The organism is Halalkalibacter suaedae, from assembly GCF_017939705.1.
GTDB lineage: Bacteria > Bacillota > Bacilli > Bacillales > Bacillaceae_D > Halalkalibacter > Halalkalibacter suaedae.
In genome coordinates, this window is sequence record NZ_JAGKSQ010000007.1 from 153,007 (window position 1) to 177,113 (window position 24,107).

Genomic DNA, 24,107 nt, shown 5'->3' on the forward strand with positions numbered 1-24,107 from the left:
AAAAGGTGACTGAACGTCCACTAGTTTCAATCATTATTCCTACCTATAACAGGCATAGTCTTTTAGCTGAATTACTAGAATGTCTTGTTAGACAAACGTTTATAAATTTCGAAGTAATTATTGTAAACGATGGTGGACGTACTGTTGATGAGATTGTACGTCTTTATCATGAATTGAACTGTACAATTATTGACTTCCCAATTAACCAAGACCATGTTCATGCAAGGAATACGGGTGTAGAGATTGCCCGTGGTGAGTACATCATGCCAATTGATGATGATGACTTAATTGTGCCATCACATCTTGCACGAATGCTCTTGAACATTCAAGAGGCAGATCTCGTCTATTCTGATGTCGAAATCATTGACTATGAGCAGCTCGGTGGAAATAGGAACGTACGGAGTAGACAGTTATTTGCCTATCACCATTCATACGCTCATATGAGAACATTTTCAACCTTTGTTCCGTCAGGCTGTTTGTACAGACGTGTTATACATGAGCAAATTGGTTTATTTGATCCAGAGGTCAAGAATTATTGGGACTGGGATTTTTATTTAAGGGTCGCACAAACGTTTCGTATAAAAAGAGTCGAGGTTGCAGGCGTCCTTTATAATTTTTCAACTACAACAAATAATGCTTCAAAGGACCTTTCAAGTATGCGAATGTACCTAGACCGTCTTAGTGCCAAGCACGGTCTAGGTGAGCTACCTACAAAGAATTTTTTCCTTTTATTAGAAGAACCAGAGATGAAGGCAAGAGAAGCTAAGAGTGAAGTCATCTGGGATGGCATTGTTCATTCCTCGAGACTTACACAAGAACCATTAGAGATGTAATTAGGAGTTGTCATAATGAAAAAAGCAGTTGTATTAGCAGAAAAGCCCTCCGTTGCACGTGATATTGCAAAGGTATTAGATTGTCATCATAAAGGAAATGGATTTATTGAAGGTGACAAGTATATTGTTACGTGGGCACTAGGTCATCTAGTTACCTTAGCAGAACCAGAAAGCTATGGTGAGAACTACAAGACATGGGATTTGAGTGAACTCCCGATGCTTCCGAAATTGAACACTGTCGTTATTAAGCAGACGAGCAAGCAGTTCCATGCAGTGAAATCACAGCTACTTCGACCAGATGTAGGGGAAGTGATCATTGCTACAGATGCTGGAAGAGAAGGTGAGCTTGTCGCAAGGTGGATTCTTGATAAAGTTCATAATAAAAAGCCGCTGAAAAGATTATGGATTTCCTCTGTAACAGACAAAGCCATCAAAGAAGGCTTTCAAAAGCTACAGGACGCAAAAAAATATGAGGGTTTGTATCATTCAGCTGTTGCACGAGCAGAGGCTGACTGGTATGTCGGAATCAATGGAACGAGAGCACTTACGACTAAGTTTAATGCCCAGCTTTCCTGCGGACGGGTTCAAACACCGACACTTACGATGATTGCTAAGAGAGAGCAAGAAATTCGCTCATTTACGCCAGTTTCCTTTTCGCAACTATCGGTTGAAACGAAACAGGGTGTTCGCTTGCAGTGGCAGGACAAAGTAACACAGGAAAAACGACTATTTAGTGAAGCGAAGGTAGATGAATTACGTACAAAGCTTGAGAAGGGCAACGTTCTTGTTGATGATGTAAAAACAGTGAACAAGCAGATCCCTGCACCGCTTTTGTATGATTTAACAGAGCTTCAAAGAGAAGCGAATCAACGTTTTGGCTACTCGGCTAAAGAGACCCTCTCAACAATCCAACGTCTATACGAACAACATAAAGTGATTACATACCCACGTACAGATTCAAGATATCTGTCATCAGATTTAGTTGAATCTCTTGCTGAAAGAGTGAAGGCATGTGATGTTCAGCCGTTTAGAAAAGTAGTTTTACAACTTAAAAATAAAACCTATTCGTCAAGGCTTGCCTTTATCAACGACCAAAAAGTTTCGGACCATCATGCCATAATTCCGACAGAACAAGCAGCTGTTTCACAGTTAAGTGAAAAGGAAGCAAAGCTATACCGCATGATTGTGCGACGTTTCTTAGCTAATCTGCTACCTGCCTATGAGTATGAGCAAACGACCGTCGTTGGAACGATTGCAGGTGAAACAGTAGTTGCTAAAGGACAAAGACCACTAGCACAGGGCTGGAAAGCTGCTTACCAGGATGATCCTAGTCTCGATGATGAAAAGGCCGAATCAGCTCTGCCAAAGCTAGAAAAGGGGCAAGAGTTCGCAGTGGCTCGCATGGAGATACACGCAGGTCAGACGAAGCCCCCGGCGAGACTTACAGAAGGTACACTATTATCGGCAATGGAAAAACCAGCAACATTCTTGGAAAAGCAAGATAAGCAGCTTGCTCAAACATTAGGGAAAACAGGTGGAATTGGTACAGTTGCAACAAGGGCAGATATTATTGAGAAGCTGTTGAACACGCATCTTATTGATAAAAAGGGAAAAGAGCTTTTTCTGACAAACAAAGGAAAGCAATTGCTTGAGCTAGTACCTGAGGATTTGAAATCGCCTGCATTAACAGCAGAATGGGAGCAAAAGCTCGAGCAAATCGCAAATAACCAATTGCGTAAGGATACCTTTGTCGGAGAAATGAAGGATTATGCGACTTCAATTGTATCTGCAATCAAACAAAGTAACCAAACATTCAAACATGATAATGTGACAGGCTCACCATGCCCGGATTGCGGAAAGCTACTTCTTGAGCTTGATTCAAAACATGGAAAACGAAGAGTGTGTCAGGACCCAGCATGTGGATATAAGAAAAACATCTCGAAAGTCACAAACGCCCGCTGTCCAAAATGTAAAAAGAAGCTTGAATTACGAGGAGAAGGCGAAGGGCAAATGTTCGCATGTGTCTGTGGTCATAGAGAAAAGCTCTCCACCTTCCAAGAACGTAAAAAGAACAACCAACACAAAAAAGTATCAAAACGAGAAGTAAACAACTACATGAAAAAACAAAACAATGACGACAACTTCACAAACTCCGCCCTAGCCGACGCCCTAGCCAAACTGAAGGGCGACTTATAAAGTCGCCCGAAGCAATGAGCGAAGCCGCTACATCTTTTAAGCAAATTAAGAGTGCCCTTCTCATAAATTGCGTGTAGCGAGCGTAGCCATTGCAACCGGTTCTGAGCAAGCCAAGGCTCAAGATTATTAGGAAATACTCGTAAACTCTATTTTAAGAAGGAGTGTTAAGTATGTTTAAAGTAGTTAAGCTTCATCACGTTAGTCTAGTAAGCTCTAATATAGAGAAATCGAAGACGTTTTATCGTGATATCCTTGGATTAAAGGAACTAGAAAGGCCTAATTTTGGCTTTGACGGGGCTTGGTTTGCAATAGGAGACGAACAATTGCATCTCATTGTTGATAAAGAGATGAACAGTCGACCAGATCGAGAGTTGAATTCAAGGGAGGCTCATTTCGCGATTAGGGTAGCAGATTATCACGAGACAATTAAATGGCTTAAGGATAACAACGTGAGAATTATAGAAAAGCCCGATAGTCAAAGTGGATTTGCTCAGATCTTTTGCAGTGATCCAGATGGCAATTTAATCGAACTTCATGTTGAACAGAAGGATTTTAAAAAGCAATAATAAAAGGCTGGGACATACAAAAGTGTCTAACTGCAATACCGAACAAAGCAATCACATAGCGGATGAAATATACGTAGACTCCTGCGGGATGCAAAGCCAAGGGTGAGACCCCACAGGCGTAGCCGAGGAGGCTCACCGGCTTCCCGCGGAAAGCGTAGTATATTTCAGGAGCGGTTTACGTCCGCTAACGATTATTGTTCGGATTTTCTATTAGTTAAATCGCTTTTTCCCAGCCTTTTTATTAAGACAACTTAATAATCAACCTTCTTAAGTGGTTTCTTTGCTGGTCCTTCAACAACTTCACCTGTATAGGAGAAGCGAGAGCCGTGACAAGGGCAATCCCATGTGTGTTCACCTTTGTTCCAATGAACCTCACAGCCCAAGTGGGTACATGTCGTATCTAGTACATGGAGGGTACCTTCTTTATCTCGATAGGCACCAGCTCGCATACCGGAGATCGAAACAACGGCAACCTCTTCTTTCTTTAGATCCTCTGGATGACGGCTTTCTCGATCAAACTTCCCTTTGAGAAATTCTTTTGCGACATCGGCATTTTGACTAATGAAATGTCTGATGCTTGGATCAGCAATAAAACGAGAAGGACGGTAAAGTGCTTCAAATTTATTCTTCTTACCTAAAATAAGGTTTGTTAATAGAAGAGCAGAAGCTGTTCCGTTCGTCATCCCCCATTTACGGTAGCCTGTTGCGACAAAAATAGATGGATGCTGCTTTGAGATCTGGCCAATGTATGGGACTTTGTCTAATGTAGTGAGATCTTGTGCTGACCATTTATAATCCACCTTGAAATTCGAAAACATATCCATTCCGAATTGTTCCAAGGCATCATAGTGGTAATCGGTGTCAACCTCTTGACCGGTCTTATGCGACTCTCCACTTATAATCGCCATTTTTTCCCCATCGACCATCGTGTACCTTAATGATCTAGTTGGTGTATCAACACTATAGTACATCCCGTCAGGACATTCTTCTTGGCTAACCTTCCCGGCAACAATATAGGAGCGTTCAGCATACATTCTTGAGAAATAGAAGCCACCCCCATCGAAAAATGGGAAATGTGAAGCGGTAATGACAGAATTGGCTTTAATGAGATGTCCCTCTCTAGTTACAACGGTTGGACCATCCTTATCTTGTATATCTTTTGCGACAGTGTGTTCATAAATGGAAGCACCGTTTCTTTTTGCTTCTGTTAGTAAAAAGGAAAGGTACTTCAATGGATGAAATTGAACTTGGTTTTTCATCGCTAATGCTGCCTTAACAGGAACATTTCGTAGAGGCACAGAATCTAACCATTCGCACTCAATTCCAAGCTTTTGATATGCCTCATGTTCTTTTTTCAGTTTTCTTATTCCGTTGTCGGTTGTTGTATATAAAAATGAGTCCTCAACAGATAAATCGCAATCAATATTTTCCTTTTCAACAAGCTGTTTAACGAAATTCATTGCATCAGTTGTAGCTTCATAATAGTTCCTGGCTCCGTCCTCACCTAAATGGGAGATGAACTCATCATAAATAAATCCATGCTGTGCCGTAACCTTTGCAGTCGTATGGCCGGTTGTCCCGTTTAAAACGACGTCTGCTTCAAGTAAGGCGACCTTCTTTCCTTCCTTTGATAAAAGATAAGCAGCAGTGATGCCGCTAATTCCCCCACCAACGATCGCAACGTCGACATTAATATCTTCATTTAACGCTGGATAGGACTCTAGATCTACCGAACTTCTCCAGTAAGGCTCCGGTTGGTTTGGCATCGTTGAATCATGTATATGTGCATCTGTCACAAAAAGGCCTCCTTCAATTCATTTACTCCTTCTAATGTAACCAATCAAAAAAATTCCATGTATAAAGATATGATAAAAAATGAGTAAGGTCAGCGGAAAGTCAGTGTATGCCATTAGCTAAAAAGGATAAAATAATTAATGAAACATCCTTAATTAATAATAGCTATTGTTACTTACCTAAATACGTGTTATTATTAAAGATGTTTTAAATTTTGAAAACTGGTGAAAATCACCAATAAAGGAGATTATATATTTGGCAACTTTTTATGATTTTAACTTGGACGCTAAGGTAGTCCGAGCCGTTACAGAAATGGGTTTTGAAGAAGCGACGCCGATTCAAACAGCGACGATTCCTACAGCTCTTGAAGGTAAAGACATAATCGGGCAAGCTCAGACTGGTACTGGTAAGACGGGTGCATTTGGAATTCCGTTAGTTAACCGTATCAACACTGAGGAAGCACATGTTCAAGCACTTATCCTTGCCCCTACACGAGAGCTTGCGAATCAAGTCGCAGAGTCACTCGTTACTTTTGGTAAGCATAAAGGCGTTCGTACGGTTGTCGTGTATGGTGGCCAGGACATGCGTAAGCAAATCACTGATTTGAAACGCAAGCCACATGTGGTTGTAGCAACACCTGGTCGTTTAATGGATCATATGAGACGTAAAACGATTCGTCTTCAGCAAGTCGAAATGGTTGTTCTAGATGAAGCAGATGAAATGTTAAATATGGGCTTCATTGAAGACATCGAAACAATTCTAAAAGAAGTACCAAACGAGCGCCAAACATTATTGTTCTCAGCAACAATGCCAAAGCGTATCGAAAAGCTTGCTCAAACGTTCATGAAAAATCCTGAGACGATTGCAGTTAAGTCAGCAGAAGTAACAATGGAGAATATTGAACAAGGCTATGTTGAAGTTCACGAAAAAGAGAAGTTCGATGTTCTTAGTCGCATGATTGATATTCACACACCAGAGCTTGCAATCGTCTTCGGTCGTACAAAGCGCCGTGTAGATGAACTAGCAGAAGCTCTTGGTAAGCGTGGATACCGTGCAGAAGGAATTCACGGTGACTTAAATCAAGCGAAGCGTGATAGTGTTCTTCGTAAGTTTAAGAGTGGTCTTATCGATGTACTTGTTGCGACAGATGTAGCAGCTCGTGGATTAGATATTAGTGGAGTAACACATGTATATAACTTTGATCTTCCACAAGATCCAGAAAGCTATGTTCACCGTATCGGTCGTACAGGTCGTGCTGGTAAGTCCGGTGTTGCGGTAACATTTGCAACTCCAAGAGAAATGGATCATGTAAAAGCGATTGAACAACTGTCAAAGAAGAAAATGACGAAGCTTAAGAAGCCAACTCATACAGAAGCAATGGAAGGTCAACAGCAATTAGTTCTTGAGCAACTAAAAGAGCTAATTGGTAATGGAGATGCCGACAGCTACCGTGTTGCTGCAAAGGATCTTCTGCAAGAGACAGACGCAACTACAGCATTAGCTGCTGCCCTAAAGCTATTAACGAAAGAGCCTGACACAACACCAGTACGCCTAACAGCAGAAGCACCATTACGTGTGAAGAAGCGTCAAGGTAGTGGCGGTGGAAGCGGAAGTGGGAAGCCATACCGCGGAGGAGGTCGTCAACGTGACGATCGTCGTCGCTCACAATACCGCAAAGATGACCGCAGCACAGGCGGAGGACGCCGTCCAAGCAACGCAAGCGGCCCACGCCCAGGCGGAAGCCAACGCAGCAAGCCATCAAAACACGCATAAATAAAAAATGAACACCTTTGAGAAAAGTTTTCTCGAAGGTGTTTTTTTGTTGTTGAAACAAAATAATTTAGACATTAAAGACAGTTCTAATTTCAAGAATTTAAAAAAAGAAATTAGATTCCGATGTTCCTCTCATAAAGCGGACGGGATGGGGGGCCGACTCCTGCAGGAAATAAGGGCAAAATGGAAATCCACCGGCAAAGCCGGTTAGTTCCATGCCCTCCTGCGGAAAGCGTGCCCCCCATCCCGGTAGCGAAATCGGAGCCTCTCAATCTCGCTATGTGTTTAAATAACTACTTTTTCCTTTTGTAAAGATAATTGAGTTATTGTTAAGAAATAGGACAATCGGTTGTAGAAGCTCCAAGTTACTGATACATTGTACGTATGGTGCGAAACATCGTATCCCCCTTACCTTTTGAACTGGACAAGTTGTTCAGTTCTTTTTTTGTTCACATTTCAGACACAATTGAGGTTGTAATTAGCGAAATAAAGTAAGCCTTTTCATTGGCATAACTATGCGGTTCTTTCGGCGCTATATTCTGAATCTTTCAATAGTATATAAAATTATAACGATATTTCTTTGTCAGATTATCTTACATACTCATTGCGAAAAAATGGTGAAAATCATAAAGTAGACATAACAAGTTGATGTCACAAAACATTACATGAAAAGGAAGTGTTTGGGGATGGCAAGTGTATCTACACCAACAAGAGAGAGCTTAGTTGAATCAATAAAAGAGACAATCAAGGAAAAAAATGTAGAGCTTCTACACGTTCAGTTTGTTGATATCGAAGGAACGTTAAAGCATGTAACAGTTACAGCTGAGCAAATCGACCAAGTGGTAGAAGGAAGAGTTATGTTCGACGGTTCTTCTATTGCAGGTTTTACACCTATTAATCAATCAGATCTATACTTAGATCCAGATCTAACAACATTCGCAGTTTTACCATGGACTGAACAAGAAGGTTATTCTGAAGCTCGTTTCATTTGTAGCGTAAAGAAGCCTGATGGTTCTGACTTTGCTGGAGATCCGCGTAATGTTCTAAAAAAAACAGTTAAGCGTGCTGCAGACCAAGGCTATTCAATCAGCGTAGGTCCTGAGCTAGAATTCTTCTTATTCGAAACAGATGATTACGGACAACCAACACTACGCACTCAAGATGTAGGTGGTTACTTTGAAACATCACCAAAGGATTTTGGTGAAAAAGTTCGTCTTGAAATCTATAAAGCTTTGAAAATGATGGGCTTCACAATTGAAGCATCTCACCACGAAGTAGCAATTGGTCAACATGAAATTAACTTTAAGTATTCAGATGCTCTAGGAGCTGCTGATGCTGCAACAACATATAAGTGGGTCGTTAAAACAGTTGCACAACAATTTGGCTACTTTGCGACATTCATGCCTAAGCCACTTGCTGGTGAAAACGGTAGTGGAATGCACGTTAACATCTCTTTATTTGATACAGAGAAGCAAGAAAATGCATTCTATGATGAGTCTGATGAGCTTGCATTATCAGAAAAGGCTTACCAATTTATAGCTGGTCTTATGGACAATGTAAAGGATTTTGTTGCTGTAACAAACCCATTAATTAACTCATATAAGCGTCTAGTGCCTGGTTATGAAGCACCTTGCTATATCGCTTGGTCTGCATCAAACCGTTCAGCATTAATTCGTATCCCGGCTTCACGCGGGGCAGGTACTCGTGTTGAAATTCGTTGCCCAGATCCATCTGCAAACCCGTACTTTGCATATGCAATCATCGCAGCTGCAGGTCTTGATGGGGTTGAACGTGAGTTAACACCGGTTCCATCTGTAAATGCAGATATTTTCCACATGACTAAGGATGAGTTAGATTCTCGTGGGATTGAAAACCTACCAACTAGCTTAGAAGCAGCGGTTAATCGTTTCGAGGCAGGAGAAATTGGCTTGAAAACATTAGGTGAGCATTCATTTGGTGAGTACGTTGCACTTAAGCGTGCAGAATGTGATGCATACCGTCTTGCTGTAACAGATTGGGAAGTTAAGAGATACCAATCTAAGTTTTAATAATCAAATTAGTTTAGCTTGTCGACAAGTCTCTATTATGAGAAGTCGACAAGCTTTTTTTTATTGATGAGAATTGCGGTGAGAGGTGTTTCGAAATCCTTATTAGGTAAAATAGTTTCCCTTGATTACCGGTTTCTAATGTAGGTCATCTGTGTTTCCAATACTATCTTTAATTCTATGAACAGTGTCCTAATATTTTCAAGAATACTATAGAGAAAATATCTATATTATTCAAAGTAAATATGCTACATTTTGAAGAAGTGTAATAAAAGGAAAGAAGTTGAAGCCTTCTCCTTTTATTTGAATGTTAGGAATCATACTTGAGAGGTTTTAGGTGGAGGGTGCAATGGACACTGGCAAAACATATATGCAAAAAATTGATTATTCGATTTTATTTTTTATTTTCCTATTAATGTGTTTTAGTCTGTTAGCGATAAATAGTGGTTCTGGTCAATACTATAGCAATGATCCAACGTTCTTTGTTAAAAGACAAGTGATTTGGTTCGTAATTGGTTTCTTTGCTGTTGCCGGGATGATGATATTTGACTATGACTTGTACAAAAACCTTACATACACAATGTATGGGGTTGGCTTGTTGTTATTGCTTCTCGTCGCCTTTTCTCCACTCGGTGTCTATCAAAATGGTGCACAGTCATGGCTTGATATTGGGATTGGGACATTTCAACCATCGGAGTTTATGAAGATATTTCTTATACTGGCATTAGCTAAAGTAATGAGCTCGATCACACGGCGGAAGGAAATAAGCTTCAAGTCAGATGTAATGATTGTTATGAAAATTATGGCATTGTTTATTCCGCCTTTCTTATTAGTGTTGAGAGAACCAGACCTTGGAACGGCATTAGTGCTCACAAGTATTGTTGCAACAATGCTGCTCATGTCAGGTATTACTTGGAGAATGTTAACGTTACTATTTACACTTGTCATTGCTGGGCTAGGAACTTTAGTGTGGTTGTTTTTTTATAGGATTGATCTCTTTTCTCTATTTATTAAAAAGCATCAGCTCGATCGTTTCTATGGATGGCTTAGTCCTGAAGAACATTCGGCTGGCTATGGCTATCAGTTAGTCGAAGCGATGAAGGGGATTGGCTCTGGTCAGCTTTATGGGAGTGGCTATTTACAAGGGATTCAAACTCAGACTAATCGTGTTCCTGAATTGCATACTGACTTTATCTTCACAGTGATTGGAGAAGAATTTGGTTTCGTTGGTGCGACAGTCTTAATTATCATTTACTTCCTAATGTTTTATCGAATGATTATCATTGCTGCGACCTGCAATAATCTATACGGAACATACCTTGTTTCAGGGATTATTGGCTTTCTAGTTTTTCAAGTATTTGAGAACATAGCGATGACAATTGGGCTGATGCCAATTACCGGTCTTCCGTTGCCGTTTGTTAGCTATGGTGGAACCTCCTTGTTGACGAATATGGTTGCGATTGGCCTTGTTTTAAATGTAGGAATGAGGACGAAGCATTATATGTTTCAGGTTGATGAGGACAACTAAGTTGGTTTAGGTCAAACTTTTTGTATGTACACAATGTTTTCATTTGGTATTAGGGATATTTTGTATTACAATAGAGATAAGCTAGGTATTACTTAGCATTATTAAAACAAAACACTGGAGGAATATCGTTGTCTATTGAAGTTTTTATACTTGTTTTTCTGATTATCCTTAATGCATTTTTTGCGGCGTCTGAGATTGCTTTAATTTCATTAAATGATAATAAAGTAAGACTAATGGCGGAATCAGGAGATAAAAAGGCAATCTTACTACAAAATCTATTATCTGAACCAAGCCGTTTTTTAGCAACAATTCAAGTAGGTATCACGTTAGCTGGATTTTTAGCGAGTGCTTTTGCTGCAGGTAGCTTTGCCGGTCAATTAGCAACTTTTCTTTATGACTTAGGTATACCACTTTCATTACATTGGTTGGAAAACATTTCCGTGGTATTGATTACCTTAGTGTTATCCTATTTCACATTAGTCATCGGAGAATTGGTTCCGAAAAGAATCGCGATGCAAAAGCCAGAACCGATAGCAATGTTTGTTGTTAGACCGCTAACTGTTTTATCTAAAGTTACAGCTCCTTTTGTGAAATTACTGACACTATCTACAAATGGAATTGTACGATTATTTGGAATTGATCCAAATGCAAATGATGAACAAGTGACAGAGGAAGAAATCAGGATGATGGTTGATGTAGGTGAAGAAAGAGGAGCCATTCAAGATAATGAAAAACGAATGATTAATAATATCTTTGACTTCGATAATACGACGGTGTCGAGCATCATGATTCACCGCACAAATATTACAGCTATTCCTGTTACCTCAACCTTAAAAGAGGTAGTGCGCTTCATCAATATTGAAAAATACACAAGATTTCCTGTCTATGATGAGCATATTGATAATATAATCGGTGTTCTTCATGTTAAGGATGTTCTACAATACATGGAAAATGGAATTGAGGAAGACTTTAGTTTAGAGAAGCTAATTAGGGATCCGTATTTTGTTAACGAATCTAAAGTCGCTGGTGATCTTTTTAATGATCTCCAAAAAGACAAAATCCATCTAGCTGTTGTCATTGATGAGTTTGGTGGAACGGCAGGGATTGTCACACTCGAAGATCTATTAGAGGAACTAGTTGGTAATATTTTTGATGAACATGACGAAGAGATATTTGAATACAGTCAATTAGATGAGAATACGTTGCTAATTAATGGGACATTGAGCCTGCACGAGGTAGGAAAGCTTTTGCGAGTTCAGTTTCCAACAGAGGACTTTGATACACTAAGTGGATTTATTGTAGGGCAGCTTGGTTATATCCCAGTTGAACCTGAGGATAATAAGAGATCAATTGAATTCAAAGACTATCTTCTCACCGTTGAGGAAGCTGATGAGAAAAAAATTACTAAAGTTAAAATAACAAAAGTCACATCCCCACAAATCGACCCTGAAGAAGAGTAGCAAACTAAGATGAGCAATGATCTTAATATTTCAGGAGAACCTTATTACACTTAAGGTAACTAAAAATAAAATAAAAAAAACAGGCTGGGACAAAAGTGATTTGATAAAAGAAAACCGAACAATGATAGTTGGCGGAAGCAAACCGCTCCTGAAATACACTTCGCTTTCCGTGGGAAGCCGGTGAGCCTCCTCGTCTACGCCTGTGGGGTCTCACCTTTGGCTTTTTAATCCCACAGGAGTCTACGTGTATTTCATCCGCTACGTGAGTGCCTTGTTCGGTATTTCAGTTAGATACTTTAGTTATTCTCAACCTGAATAAACCACCTTTAAGAAATACTTGAAGGTGGTTTTTATTTAGTTTTATCATTGTAAAAAATAGTAGAAGTTGTATGAGTTTTATAAGTAAAAGAAAAGAAGTAGATTCCTCGTTTCTCCTCTAACAAAGCGGACGGGATGGGAGGGCCGACTCCTGCAGGAAAAAAGGGCAGATGGAAATCCACCGGCGGAGCCGGTTAGTTCCATGCCCTCCTGCGGAAAGCGTGCCCCCCATCCCGGTAGCGAAGCCGAAGTTTCTTATCGTAGATTCTAACTAGCTAAACAGCCTTCTTTATCTTAGTTGATGCCTTAGAAAATCGATTAACGAATCTCTGAAATACTTGAGTTTTAGCAGTCGTAAAAATCAATAACCCGATCCAAATAAACAGAAAAGCGATAAATTGAATCCCGCTAAACGGTTCTTTATATAAGAAGATTCCCAGAAAAAGCATAATAGTCGGACCGATATACTGTAAAAATCCAATAAGTGACAGGGTAATGCGTCTCGCCCCGATTGCAAATAGTAGCAAAGGAATCGCAGTTACTGCCCCTGCCCCGATCAAAAGCATTGTCACATCTATTTGCTCTACGCCAAATGAGCTAGAATTAGCAGGTTGCCCGTAGAACCACATTAGAAACAAGAGAGCAAATGGAGTCATAAGTAATGTCTCGATGGTAAGGCCTGTCATTGCACCAGCATTGACTAGTTTCTTCATTAAACCATACACACCAAAGGAGAAAGCTAGAATAAAGGCCACCCATGGTACGACACCGTAATAAACTGTCAGAATCAACACACCGATTGAAGCAAAAACCATGGCAATTGTCTGCCAACGTGTGAAGCGTTCCTTTAGGAAGAGCAGTGCGAGTAAGACATTGAGAAGGGGATTAATATAATAGCCTAAGCTAGCTTCAATCACCCGATCATGGCTAACTGCCCAAATAAAGACAAACCAATTTAATGTAATAAAGCAAGAAGCGAAAATCATTCCGAGTGCTGGTTTTAAATGAGAAAAAATATAGCGAAATTCAGTAAAGGCTACTCGTAACTGGCCTCTACATGCTAAGATAATGATCATAAAGACAAGCGACCAAATGATTCGGTGGGCTAGAACCTCACTAGCAGAAACTGATTCAAGCAGCTTCCAGTAAAGAGGGAGTACACCCCAGAGGATATAGGCGCCGATCGCCGCAAATACACCTAATTTGTAATCCGATTGTTGCATGTTAGACGTCCTTTCTAATGACAATATTTCCATCTTACACAACTATACAGAAAAAGCCTAACGTATATACTTGGAAAAAGGAGAATTAATATGAAAAAAATAAACGCAGTTATTTTCGATATGGATGGTGTCATTTCAAACACCGTGCCACTTCACTTTGAAGTAAATAAAAAGGTCGCAGATGAAGTGGAGATTGCCTATACAACGGAATGGAATCAACAGCTACAGGGCTTAAGTCGCCGAGAAACAGTCAAACAGATTGTTGAGAAATCTGGCAAACAACTAACAATAGAAGAATTCGATCAACTATGTGAAAAGAAAAATACATACTATCGAACATTACTAGAGTCGCTCACCGTGAGCGATGCCCAACCGGGGATGCCTTCTTTTATTAAAAGCTTGTATGAAATGGGAATGCCAATGGTTGTTGCCTCAGCAAGTCAAAATGCCTCATTTGTGCTCTCGCAGCTTGACCTCCTTCAGTATTTCAAGGCGGTTGTTGATGTAACGAAGCTAAAGAAGGGAAAGCCTGATCCTGAAATCTTTTTGAAAGCTGCAAGTCTAGCTGGGGTAAATTCTGATGAATGTGTTGCAATTGAAGACGGAGAACCAGGCCTAACCGGAATCCTGCAAACAGATATGTATTCAGTTGGAATTGGTCAGGAAGAGCATCTCAAACGAGCGAATGCGCATTTCTTATCCACTCAAGAATTAACGATTCCATCATTAGAAAGCAAGCTAAACGAGAAGAATATGACACTGTATTAGGAAGGTGTGGGGAAGTTGACGTTACTACCAGATCAGATTCATGAATCCTGGGTTCCATTTTTAACAAAGGCTAGACAAGAGGAGATCGCCGAAATTGAACAAAAGATAGGCGATAACTACAATCCAACAGATCCAAGTGTTATTTTGCGCTTCCTCACCGTTAATTTGGATCAAGTCTCAGTTGTGTGGCTTGGACAAGACGTCTATCCGATGGAGGGCGTTGCAACTGGTCGTGCCTTCGAGGTAGGGGGATTAGCGAGCTGGAATCGACCATTTCGTCAAGTTTCATTGAAGAATATTATTCGATTAATCCATAAAACAACAAATGATATTGCTAACTATGAAGAAATCAAATCATTTAAAGAGATTCAAAAGGAGCTCGAGGAAAAGAGATTTTCACTAGCCGCACCCAATAAGTGGTTTAATAAGCTGGAAGAACAGGGTGTCCTATTCTTAAATACCTCCTTTACTTGTGAGGTAGGTATACCAAATAGTCACAAGGATATTTGGGCCAACTTTTCTCAAGCAGTGTTACAGTACATTTCAAACAGAAACCCAAACATTATCTGGTTCCTATGGGGGAAAGAAGCGATCTCGAATAAGCAATACATTAAAGCTGGTATCTTTTATGAAAGTAGACATCCAATGATGTGTAGCTCAAAATATCCAGACGACTTCCTTAAATTCGAAGGGTTCAAGGCGACGAAAGAAAAAATAGACTGGTTAGGAAATGTGTAACCGAAGGCAACCCCCAAAACGCTAATAAGTGTGTTCTAAAGACCTATGCGGACATATGATCCCTTAATTTCGGGTAAACTCTCATTCTAGTATTTTAAAGGACATATGATCCGTTATTTCATATAAATCTTGAGAAAAAGACTGTTATGGAACCGAATAACGGATTGGATGTCCGATCACTCCATTCTAACCCGCCCTTTTCATTGATTAGCGGATCATATGTCCGCAACTAACCATGTCACAGGATTACTAGCTCTCTTCTTCCCTTTCTCAAAAATCATCCCCCCTTTAAGACTCGATATTTAACCAAACCCTCTTTTTGACACCACCCAACCAATAAAAAAACAACCTAAACTATAGTTATCTGAAAATTCCGCTATCCATACTCTCCCTTTGAAGTAAGCCTTTTCAGCCCAAAAGCCGTAGTTAATTAGTATGTAAGCTAATCTTACAACAAGGTGGATTCAGAAAATTTAGAACGTATAATAAAGACTAACAAGAGATGTTAGCTTCTCTGACGCTGACATGTCTAACATTCGAGGGGAGAGATTTTACATGCCGGAATTAGCACTTATGGATAACGTATGGATTATGATTTGTGCAGTACTTGTACTTTTTATGCAAGGTGGATTTATTCTTTTAGAAGCAGGTTCAACAAGAATGAAAAATGCTGGACATATTGCTGGTAAAACAATTTTCACTTTAGGGATTGGCTCTCTGGTCTACTGGGCAGTTGGTTGGGGCTTTTCATATGGTGAAGGAAATGCCTTCATCGGATTATCAGATTTCTTCTTTGGAAACTATGAAACAGCAGATGAAGGATTAGTTGGTTCAGTTGATTTCTTCTTCCAAATGATGTTCGCACTCATTGCTTTAACAATTGCGTTTGGTGGATTTGCAGAACGTGCAAAGTTATCTGCTTATGTGATTTTCGCAGTTTTATTCTCAGCTTTTGTATACCCAGTTGTTGCTCACTGGATTTGGGGTGGCGGTTGGATTTCAGAACTTGGTAAGCAGGATTTTGCAGGTTCAACGGTTGTGCATTTAACAGGGGCTGCAGCAGCACTTGCAGCGACAATTCTATTAAAGCCGCGTCTTGGTAAATACAACAAAGACGGTTCATCAAATGATTTAGCTGGACATAACCAAGTATTCACAGCTCTTGGTGTATTGATCCTATGGGTAGGTTGGTTTGGATTTAACGCAGGTAGTACATTAGGGGTAGCCGATGCATTCTTTGGTTATGTTGCTCTTAATACGCAATTAGGTGCAGCTGGTGGTGCTGTCGCAGCATTATTTATTGCTTGGGCACTTACAGGGAAATCAGATGTTCCAACAATGTTAAATGGAGCATTAGCAGGTCTTGTAGCAATCACTGCATCTTGTGCATTCGTAGCACCTTGGGCAGCGGTCGTTATCGGTCTTGTTGGTGGATTAATCGTATTCTTCAGTATGAAATTATTTGACAAAGCTAGAATTGATGATCCAATCTTCGCATTATCTGTTCATGGTGTTGCAGGGGTTTGGGGTACAATTTCAACAGGTTTCTTCGCAACTCCAGAATTGTCTGAAATGGTTGCTGGTCGTCCGGGATTATTCTACGGTGGTGGTTTTACACAGCTTGGGGTTCAGATCATCAGTGTTGTAGCAGTAGCGGTTTTCGCTTTCGTTGTATCTTACATTCTATTAAAAATTACAAGTGCAATCACTGGCGGTCTTCGTGTATCTGAAGAAGAAGAGATTGTTGGTCTAGACCTTAGTGAGCACGGTAGCTATGGTTATCCTGAAAGCATGCCAGGTCAAGACACAAAGACAGGCGCATAAGAAATGAGAGAGGCAAAGGATTATACTACCTACGGAGATCAAGAGTGGAATAAACGTTATCAAGAACTTTATGAAGAACGTCTAAGCGTCATTCATGATCGGGAGCATACCTCGGCCTCATTGCAAAAAAGTCATGATCTATTGATAAAGAAAGCGGTATGTCTCGCTCTTAAAAAGACTGAAAGTGAGTGGGGAACAGCTCCCACTCACTTTGCTTTCTTTTTAATGGGTAGCGGTGCAAGGCTTGAGCAATCGTTTTGGAGTGATCAGGATCATGGAATCATATTTGAAAGTTCGGGTGCAGAAGAGGAAGAATCTTATTTTCTTCATGTCGGGAAAGAAATTGTCTATGCACTGAAACGAGTAGGGTACGAACCTTGTGATGGGAAAGTAATGGCGTCTAACCCAAAATGGTGTCGCTCGTACGATCAATGGGAAAAGCAAATCAAAGGCTGGTTAAAAGACAACAAATGGGAGACCTTGCGTTATACCCTTACCTTTTTTGATTCAAGGACTCTTATCGGAGATCCGGAGCTGCTTGAACGACTTAAGCGACTTTTATTTAATGCAGTTGACATGGAACCATATTTACTCGAACGTTTTACTGAAAACACAGGCAGGCTTCGCAAGGGAGTAGGTCTCTTCAATCAATTATTGGTTGAAACAAAAGGAAAGCAGCAAGGCAAGTTTGATTTTAAACAGACGGTATTGTTTCCATATGTAAATGGTTTACGATTACTCGCAATTGAGCAGCATATTTATGCATCTTCAACGATTGAGAGATTCGAGCAATTACCTGAAAAATATCATCATATTAAGAAATTAAAGCCTTCATTTGAAAAGTTACTTGAAAAGCGAGTTGACTGGCAGAAGGACGTACAAAGCTATGAGCATGTTCATCATCTTGCTTTGGATCAATTAAGTCAGTCTGAAAAGAAGCAATTAAAAGAATGGATCAAAGAAGGACATCAGCTCTATCAAGATATTGAGAGAATCTTCAAGAAAGGTGAATCCACATGATCATGAATAACATGGTTCAATTGGTAAAGCAGCTATCAGGAAAATTGAGTCCAAATGTCTACACGTCACTTCAGCAGAAGTCTGGTGCAGCTAGGCTATCACAGCTCCGTCAAATTCAACGTGAATTAAAGCAGGAAGACATCCTAGATAGTCCTCTTACTGAACTACCATTTGTTATTTTTGATTTAGAGACGAGTGGGTTTTATCCAGATAAGGGAGATTGTATTCTTTCAATAGGTGCCGTGAAGATGAAAGGTGAGCAAATTCTCGATGAAGAAACTTACTATTCCACCGTTCACTGTCTCAATCCTTCAGAAGAGATTCTCGAATTAACAGGACTCACTTCGGAGGAACTTGAGCAATCTCCAGCTTTAGAGGATGTGCTTGGTGATTTCTATAAATATATCGGGAAATCGACCTTAGTTGCCCACCATGCTAGTCATGAAAAGAAATTTATGTCCCATGCGACATGGCAAACATTGCGTGCGACATTTCAGCATCGAATCATTGATACTTCTTTTTTAACGAAGGTTGTCCATCCAGAATTAAAATTGGTCACGCTCGATGAGTGCTGCGAACATTATGAGATTCCTATTTCTATTCGTCATCATGCGAAAGAGGACGCAATGGTGACGGCACAGCTATGGCAAAAGAACATTCAACTGGCAAAGGAATTAGGGTTCGAAACATTAAGAGATGTCTACACATATTTAGCGAAAGGACATCAAGCGGGCTCAACCCAATAAAAATACAAATCGAAGGAGGGGCGGAAGTGAAGTCAAATATTCCTCGCAGACAAGCATGTTTACCCATCAGAGTTGTGATGGAAATGACGAACTTGACAGCCCGACAAATTCGGTATTATGAAGAGCACGGGTTGGTGAAGCCGAGTCGTAACGATGGAAATCAGCGGATGTTTTCGTTGGAGGATATCGAAAAGTTTTTGGAAATAAAGGCTTTAATCAAACAAGGTGTGAACATAGCCGGGGTCAAAGCAATTTTTGCTTCTCGTCAAAAAGAAAAGGGGTCTGACCAACAACATGGTTAGTCCTTTTTTTCTGTGCTACTATAGAGGGAAATGAGAGGCGAGGAGGTTCACTGTTTTGAACATACCAGCAAAACAAATTGTTGAGCAATTAGAAGAGCAGCTCGAATATTTAAAAAGAGCGATTGATGACAATCAGTCAGGACTTGTAAAAGAAAAGGCGGCTGTCATTGAAGCTTATTGTCAGCTGTTAAAAGGTACGAACGCGGGTCGAGTGGAACAAAAGGAAGTCATAACTCAACCGGTCCGACCGATTGCACAAGTGCAATCCTATCAAGGTCAAGAGGAAGCGGTTGTGCCACCAAAGTCAAGCTTACTTGATTTCTAAAAGAGTATTTCATTTTGAATAGTAGGTACATAAGGAGTGAAGAACGTGGCAAAGATTTTTTTATTAATTGGGTGTATTGTTATGGGATTATCTGTCGTGATTGGTGCATTTGGAGCACACGGTCTTGAATCAAGATTGTCCGAGAAAATGATGAAGAATTATCAAACAGGCGTTCAATACCATATGATACATGGAATTGGCTTGTTGACTGTCGGTATTATTGCAATGAAAGTAACAAATTCAGCATTATTAAATGGAGCCGGCTGGAGCTTTTTAATTGGAATTATCTTATTCTCAGGAAGTCTCTACGTGATGGCACTCACAGGCATAACGAAGCTCGGAGCTATTACACCAATTGGTGGATTAGCTTTCATCGTTGGGTGGGTATTATTAGCGATTGCGGTTATTAAATAAAAGGAAGCGAGGGGATCATCCCCTCGCTTTTTGCTAAGTATTTTTATTCCTGCCCTTGTCTAGGCGGATATTGTGTTAATTGGAAGGGTGTTGACCCGCCATATGAATAATCATAATCAATTGGCTCATCAAACTCAACGTAATCAAGATTGACCATCAAAAGAAGATAGTGAGTTTGATCCTGAAGATCACCAACAACAATATGGTCGCGACCAGCTTCCTCAACAACTCCTCTAAAGATTTTGGCATTCCACTCTGAGTTGTTTTCAAATGTCATATAAAACGAGGCTACTTTACCTCGGTTAAGTCTTAAAATGTTTTCAATGTAGGATTGTTCAAGTGGCAGCATATCTTGCCCACCTAATTGAGGCTGCTGATAGCCAGGTACTGGCCCTCCTAAAGGTGGGTATTGCTGTGCTTGCACAAATCCAGGTGTTTGATAGGCCTGAGAAGAGTAATAAGGTACACTTCCCTGTGTCTGTGAAGTTGGTGCTTGTGTCTGAGCTTGTGGCTGTGCCTGACCTGCTTGCGTTTGCCCATATTGTGGATACCATTGTTGTTGATTCATGCTGATCGCCCCTTTTTTTTAAAAGTGATTAAGTACTAAAATAGAGGGCTGTGCTCCTTACAGTTAAGTGCAAAGAGCCGAGCCGTCTTTTCTCACATTAGTAAGTTCTAAAAACATCAGGACATTCTGAAGCGAGTGGGCTGTAGAAGCAATGTGCTTTATAACGCCCGGTATTCCATTGTCCCCACCACTGGGCAGGGCAAGTTCCTTCAGGTCTGAAAAACCATAGTGAATTCTCCGCCGGATGAAATCTTTCACCATCAATCACACGTTTGGCTAACCGTTTATCGCGCTCTCTTGCGTGTTGGTAAAAGTAACTTTTCTGAACGGCTTCAAAGCCACCGGGTGACTGGAACGCCATATTAGGTACAGAGTTCACATTTTCAAAATCTAAGCAACGTGTACGTACGCGATTGACCATTACATTTCCTGCCGTAAGCATACCGAGTTCACCATCACCCTCAGCTTCGGCACGCATCAGCCTTGCCAGCATATCAACATCACTTGATGAAACATTTATAACAGCCATCCGTTCACCTCCTAATCAAAGTTGAAAATCTTAGTTGTTTTTAAGTATGACGTAGGCTGTGCAGTTACTTCACTATATGTGCCCAGTGAAGCGTGTATGATAGTTATTTTTAAAAAAATAACCCCCTCTTCCTATATAGAATAGGAAAAGGAGGTTATGAATTAGATCTGGAAATAGCTTGCTACATGGTCAGTATCGAGTAAATTTCCTACGTAAAAGGAACCGAATTCCCCGTAACGTGCAGATACTTCATCGAAACGCATCTCATAAACGAGCTTTTTAAATTGGAGCACATCATCCGCGAATAAAGTAACGCCCCATTCCCAATCATCAAAGCCAACAGAGCCGGTAATGATTTGTTTTACCTTCCCTGCATACGTTCGCCCGATCATCCCGTGACTACGCATAAGGGAACGACGGTCTTCCATTGGGAGCATGTACCAGTTGTCATTCCCCTCGCGTCGCTTGTCCATTGGGTAAAAGCAAACATGATTAGACTTAGGTAGTGTCGGGTAAAGTCTACTACGAACATGAGGATTTTGATACGGATCCTCATCGCTTTCGCCAGCCATATAATTACTTAACTCAACGACAGAAACATAGGAATAGGTTGGGATTGTAAATTCTGCTAGCTTTGATTTATTAAAAGCATTCTCAATTTCATTAAGCTCTTCCATTGTTGGGCGCAAAATCATCATCATAAAATCTGCCTTTTGGCCAACAATCGAATAAAGAGCATGGCTTCCGTTTTCACTTGCTTCGGTTTCTTGCCATAAACCGATCATTGAGTTGAACTCGTCCAATATTTGGTTGCGTTCCTCGTTCGAAATAGATTTCCATGCAGGCCAATTCATTGTACGAAAATCATGTAGGCAATACCATCCGTCTAGCGTTACTGCAGCTTCACTCATTTTTTGTCCACTCCTCATTTAGGGTCAATTACCCTTAATATACCATAACTAAAGTGAGACTTAAAATGATGAGCGATTCTGACACATAAGGTTCAAAGCTTTGGTCATCCTAAAAAACGACGGAATGAAGAAATAATGAGATATAGAGCGTCTGAAAGCGTAATCAGAAAGATTTTTTCAAAAATTGAAACTTTAACGAACTTGACAAAGATGGTTCCTTTTTACTACAGAGAAGAGTATTCTTATTATAAAGATAAATTAGAGAACGAAAAGGATATGAGGAGGAATTGACGTGAGTGATCTCTTTGCTGAAATAAAAAAACAAGTAGAGAAGCATCAGCCTACGATTGTGTTACCTGAAGGAACAGACGAACGTATTTTAGAGGCTGCAGTTAATCTAAAAAAGGATAAGGTTGTTGAACCTATTCTTATCGGAAGTGAAGAAGAAATTACAGAGAAGGCCGAAGAGCTGAACATTAATATACAGGGTGTAAAAATCATGGACCCATCTAGCTACGATGGAATGGACGAGATGGTCGCTTCCTTCGTAGAACGGAGAAAAGGAAAAGAGACAGATGAAACAGCGAGAGAAAAGCTAGTTGATGTTAACTACTTCGGAACCATGCTTGTCTATATGGGTAAAGCGGATGGTCTCGTAAGTGGTGCTGCACATTCTACTGGAGATACGGTTCGTCCAGCACTACAAATCATTAAAACACAGCCAGGAATCAAACGAACGTCCGGTGTGTTCGTGATGGTGAAGGATGATAAGAAATTTGTATTTGGTGATTGTGCGATTAATATTGCTCCAAATAGTGAAGAGCTAGCGGAAATCGCCATTGCTACAGCTGAAACAGCGAAGGTTTTTGGTATTGATCCAAAAGTAGCAATGCTAAGCTTCTCGACAAAAGGATCTGCATCATCGATTGAAACACAAAAGGTGTCTGAGGCGACGAAGCTTGCTCAGACGTCTAGACCAGATTTAGTCATTGATGGAGAGTTCCAATTTGATGCGGCTTTCGTCCCAGCTGTTGCTCAAAAGAAAGCACCAGACTCACCACTACAAGGGCAAGCAAATGTATTTATTTTCCCGAGTCTTGAATCAGGGAATCTAGGTTACAAAATTGCTCAACGACTAGGTGGCTATGACGCGATTGGACCGATTCTTCAAGGCTTAAATAAGCCAGTTAATGATCTTTCACGCGGTTGTAACGCAGCTGATGTCTATAAGCTCTCATTAATTACTGCAATGCAAGCAATTAACCAGACAGTAACAAGTAAATAAATACTTACTTATAAAAAGAGCATCCCAGTTCAAATGAGCTAGGATGTTTTTTTTGTGTATGAATTGAACATAAACCATCAACACTAAAGAAAACAGTAACTGAGGGGACGCTTGATGAAAAAGCAAACGAAGCCATTTGTCATTTTAGGAGTACTTCATTTAATTCTACTCGTTTTTACATTTATGAGAAAAAAGCAAAAAGTGGTGCTTCTTTTATGGAGTGCGATCGGACCTGCTTATTTATTTGAGTATTTTGTTTTGAATATGTTCAAAATGTACCAATATAAACCAAAAGTCTTCAAAAATAAATGGTTTGATAATGTGTTTGGGGCATTTCTGTCACAATGTCTCTTTGTGCCTATTAAAGCAACTGCCCTTATTTTATTTAGATTAAGCTGGCAATGGAAGTTAGGGGCAGCTGTCCTGTTTAGTTTAATTGAGCGTTTCTTTATTTTTAAAGGGATTTACAAAAATGATACTTGGAGAACGTATTATACAGTTACGTTAATGTTTCTATACTTCTTGATAATAACTAAGTGGTGGGAAGGTTTAAAAGCAAAAAAGAATGCTTTTTTTCCGATAACTACATTGTTTTTTGCGTACCTAATTAACTATACAAATGCCTTTTTCTTTATTACTGCCGTTTTTAAAGGTTTTTTATTTCAGGCCGGGTTTGTTAAGAATAAATATCAGGATCACTTCCTTGTTGCACCACTTTATGCGATTTACTTAAGTATTCTTGGGACGATCAACTCGCTACTACTTCCGGGCAAGTTTAAGATTATTGGTTTGCTGTTGATGCATGGGTCTGATCATCTCCTTGTGAAATGTGGGATTCTTAAATTAAAACGACTAAATATCTTTACTTTTATTCCGATTCATATTGGGGTTCTTTTCATTGGGCAATATACGAAGTCGTTGTTGAAAAAACTATGAGGGTT

Annotated in this window: 21 protein-coding genes and 1 pseudogene; 17 read left to right on the forward strand and 5 right to left on the reverse strand. The window is 40.1% G+C overall.

Features of this window, described 5'->3' with window-relative positions; all coding sequences use genetic code 11:
* Positions 1–5 precede the first annotated feature (5 nt).
* The 3 genes from J7W16_RS16510 to J7W16_RS16520 all read left to right on the forward strand — a co-directional run bounded on the left by J7W16_RS16510 (position 6) and on the right by J7W16_RS16520 (position 3,595).
* Positions 6–833, forward strand: a complete 828-nt coding sequence (locus tag J7W16_RS16510; protein WP_210598575.1) for a glycosyltransferase family 2 protein — start codon at positions 6–8, stop codon at positions 831–833.
* Between the two features lie 15 nt (positions 834–848).
* Entirely contained in the window at positions 849–3,029 is a 2,181-nt protein-coding gene (locus J7W16_RS16515) for a DNA topoisomerase III (protein ID WP_210598576.1), read from the forward strand.
* 170 nt (positions 3,030–3,199) lie between these two features.
* On the forward strand, positions 3,200–3,595 hold the full coding sequence (locus J7W16_RS16520; RefSeq protein WP_210598577.1) for a VOC family protein: 396 nt from the start codon (positions 3,200–3,202) through the stop codon (positions 3,593–3,595).
* A 251-nt stretch (positions 3,596–3,846) separates the two neighbouring features.
* Here the strand turns inward: J7W16_RS16520 and J7W16_RS16525 are convergent, their stop codons facing one another.
* On the reverse strand, positions 3,847–5,391 hold the full coding sequence (locus tag J7W16_RS16525; RefSeq protein WP_346726951.1) for an FAD-dependent oxidoreductase: 1,545 nt from the start codon (positions 5,389–5,391) through the stop codon (positions 3,847–3,849).
* A gap of 253 nt (positions 5,392–5,644) precedes the next feature.
* Between J7W16_RS16525 and cshA the strand changes: the two genes are divergently transcribed.
* The 4 genes from cshA (at position 5,645) to J7W16_RS16545 (ending at position 12,195) form a co-directional block, all read left to right on the forward strand.
* The gene (gene cshA, locus J7W16_RS16530; RefSeq protein WP_246880067.1) at positions 5,645–7,162 is read left to right on the forward strand and encodes a degradosome RNA helicase CshA; all 1,518 of its coding nucleotides are present in this window, start codon (positions 5,645–5,647) and stop codon (positions 7,160–7,162) included.
* A 686-nt stretch (positions 7,163–7,848) separates the two neighbouring features.
* Positions 7,849–9,210, forward strand: coding sequence for a type I glutamate--ammonia ligase (gene glnA / locus J7W16_RS16535; protein ID WP_210598578.1), 1,362 nt, complete (start codon positions 7,849–7,851; stop codon positions 9,208–9,210).
* Positions 9,211–9,556: 346 nt separating this feature from the next.
* Complete coding sequence (rodA, locus tag J7W16_RS16540; RefSeq protein ID WP_210598579.1) at positions 9,557–10,735, forward strand: rod shape-determining protein RodA; 1,179 nt, start codon at positions 9,557–9,559, stop codon at positions 10,733–10,735.
* A gap of 128 nt (positions 10,736–10,863) precedes the next feature.
* Entirely contained in the window at positions 10,864–12,195 is a 1,332-nt protein-coding gene (locus tag J7W16_RS16545; RefSeq protein WP_210598580.1) for a hemolysin family protein, read from the forward strand.
* Positions 12,196–12,788: 593 nt separating this feature from the next.
* On the opposite strand, the gene rarD is transcribed toward J7W16_RS16545, so the two are convergent.
* Positions 12,789–13,736 carry an EamA family transporter RarD gene (rarD, locus tag J7W16_RS16550; RefSeq protein ID WP_210598581.1) on the reverse strand — a complete coding sequence of 316 codons (948 nt, stop codon included), beginning with the start codon at positions 13,734–13,736 and terminating at the stop codon, positions 12,789–12,791.
* A 90-nt stretch (positions 13,737–13,826) separates the two neighbouring features.
* Here rarD and pgmB point away from each other — a divergent pair, with 90 nt between their 5' ends.
* From pgmB to J7W16_RS16590, 8 genes and pseudogenes are all read left to right on the forward strand, one after another.
* Entirely contained in the window at positions 13,827–14,504 is a 678-nt protein-coding gene (gene pgmB, locus J7W16_RS16555) for a beta-phosphoglucomutase (protein WP_210598582.1), read from the forward strand.
* Between the two features lie 15 nt (positions 14,505–14,519).
* Positions 14,520–15,242 carry a uracil-DNA glycosylase gene (locus J7W16_RS16560; RefSeq protein WP_210598583.1) on the forward strand — a complete coding sequence of 241 codons (723 nt, stop codon included), beginning with the start codon at positions 14,520–14,522 and terminating at the stop codon, positions 15,240–15,242.
* A 555-nt stretch (positions 15,243–15,797) separates the two neighbouring features.
* Positions 15,798–17,066, forward strand: coding sequence for an ammonium transporter (locus tag J7W16_RS16565; RefSeq protein ID WP_210598584.1), 1,269 nt, complete (start codon positions 15,798–15,800; stop codon positions 17,064–17,066).
* Positions 17,067–17,069: 3 nt separating this feature from the next.
* A complete protein-coding gene (locus tag J7W16_RS16570; protein WP_210598585.1) occupies positions 17,070–18,086 on the forward strand; it encodes a DUF294 nucleotidyltransferase-like domain-containing protein in 1,017 nt (338 codons plus the stop codon).
* Positions 18,083–18,832, forward strand: a complete 750-nt coding sequence (locus tag J7W16_RS16575; RefSeq protein ID WP_210598586.1) for an exonuclease domain-containing protein — start codon at positions 18,083–18,085, stop codon at positions 18,830–18,832. The genes J7W16_RS16570 and J7W16_RS16575 overlap by 4 nt, the downstream gene beginning before the upstream one ends.
* Before the next feature lie 26 nt (positions 18,833–18,858).
* Positions 18,859–19,125, forward strand: a pseudogene (locus J7W16_RS16580) (MerR family transcriptional regulator); the annotation flags it as partial.
* A 64-nt stretch (positions 19,126–19,189) separates the two neighbouring features.
* Positions 19,190–19,459 (forward strand): DUF5327 family protein, encoded by a 270-nt coding sequence (locus J7W16_RS16585; RefSeq protein WP_210598587.1) that lies wholly within the window; start codon positions 19,190–19,192, stop codon positions 19,457–19,459.
* A gap of 45 nt (positions 19,460–19,504) precedes the next feature.
* Complete coding sequence (locus J7W16_RS16590; RefSeq protein ID WP_210598588.1) at positions 19,505–19,873, forward strand: DUF423 domain-containing protein; 369 nt, start codon at positions 19,505–19,507, stop codon at positions 19,871–19,873.
* Positions 19,874–19,916: 43 nt separating this feature from the next.
* Here J7W16_RS16590 and gerQ read toward each other — a convergent pair whose 3' ends face one another.
* From gerQ to hemQ, 3 genes are all read right to left on the reverse strand, one after another.
* Positions 19,917–20,441 carry a spore coat protein GerQ gene (gene gerQ, locus J7W16_RS16595; RefSeq protein WP_210598589.1) on the reverse strand — a complete coding sequence of 175 codons (525 nt, stop codon included), beginning with the start codon at positions 20,439–20,441 and terminating at the stop codon, positions 19,917–19,919.
* A 97-nt stretch (positions 20,442–20,538) separates the two neighbouring features.
* Positions 20,539–20,970 carry a cell wall hydrolase gene (locus tag J7W16_RS16600; protein ID WP_210598590.1) on the reverse strand — a complete coding sequence of 144 codons (432 nt, stop codon included), beginning with the start codon at positions 20,968–20,970 and terminating at the stop codon, positions 20,539–20,541.
* A 161-nt stretch (positions 20,971–21,131) separates the two neighbouring features.
* Positions 21,132–21,881, reverse strand: a complete 750-nt coding sequence (gene hemQ, locus J7W16_RS16605) for a hydrogen peroxide-dependent heme synthase (protein WP_210598591.1) — start codon at positions 21,879–21,881, stop codon at positions 21,132–21,134.
* Between the two features lie 292 nt (positions 21,882–22,173).
* On the opposite strand from hemQ, the gene pta reads away from it, so the two are divergent.
* On the forward strand, positions 22,174–23,166 hold the full coding sequence (gene pta, locus J7W16_RS16610) for a phosphate acetyltransferase (protein WP_210598592.1): 993 nt from the start codon (positions 22,174–22,176) through the stop codon (positions 23,164–23,166).
* Positions 23,167–23,280: 114 nt separating this feature from the next.
* Positions 23,281–24,102: a hypothetical protein gene (locus J7W16_RS16615; protein WP_210598593.1), complete on the forward strand. Its 822-nt coding sequence runs from the start codon at positions 23,281–23,283 to the stop codon at positions 24,100–24,102.
* The last annotated feature ends 5 nt before the right edge of the window (positions 24,103–24,107 follow it).

Coding starts and splice junctions, on each gene's coding strand:
- J7W16_RS16600 (WP_210598590.1), bottom strand. CDS start 20,970: ATGGCTGTTATAAATGTTTCATCAAGTGATGTTGATATGCTGGCAAGG.
- glnA (WP_210598578.1), top strand. CDS start 7,849: ATGGCAAGTGTATCTACACCAACAAGAGAGAGCTTAGTTGAATCAATA.
- rodA (WP_210598579.1), top strand. CDS start 9,557: ATGGACACTGGCAAAACATATATGCAAAAAATTGATTATTCGATTTTA.
- J7W16_RS16520 (WP_210598577.1), top strand. CDS start 3,200: ATGTTTAAAGTAGTTAAGCTTCATCACGTTAGTCTAGTAAGCTCTAAT.
- J7W16_RS16565 (WP_210598584.1), top strand. CDS start 15,798: ATGCCGGAATTAGCACTTATGGATAACGTATGGATTATGATTTGTGCA.
- pgmB (WP_210598582.1), top strand. CDS start 13,827: ATGAAAAAAATAAACGCAGTTATTTTCGATATGGATGGTGTCATTTCA.
- J7W16_RS16575 (WP_210598586.1), top strand. CDS start 18,083: ATGATCATGAATAACATGGTTCAATTGGTAAAGCAGCTATCAGGAAAA.
- rarD (WP_210598581.1), bottom strand. CDS start 13,736: ATGCAACAATCGGATTACAAATTAGGTGTATTTGCGGCGATCGGCGCC.
- hemQ (WP_210598591.1), bottom strand. CDS start 21,881: ATGAGTGAAGCTGCAGTAACGCTAGACGGATGGTATTGCCTACATGAT.
- J7W16_RS16570 (WP_210598585.1), top strand. CDS start 17,070: ATGAGAGAGGCAAAGGATTATACTACCTACGGAGATCAAGAGTGGAAT.
- J7W16_RS16615 (WP_210598593.1), top strand. CDS start 23,281: ATGAAAAAGCAAACGAAGCCATTTGTCATTTTAGGAGTACTTCATTTA.
- gerQ (WP_210598589.1), bottom strand. CDS start 20,441: ATGAATCAACAACAATGGTATCCACAATATGGGCAAACGCAAGCAGGT.
- J7W16_RS16515 (WP_210598576.1), top strand. CDS start 849: ATGAAAAAAGCAGTTGTATTAGCAGAAAAGCCCTCCGTTGCACGTGAT.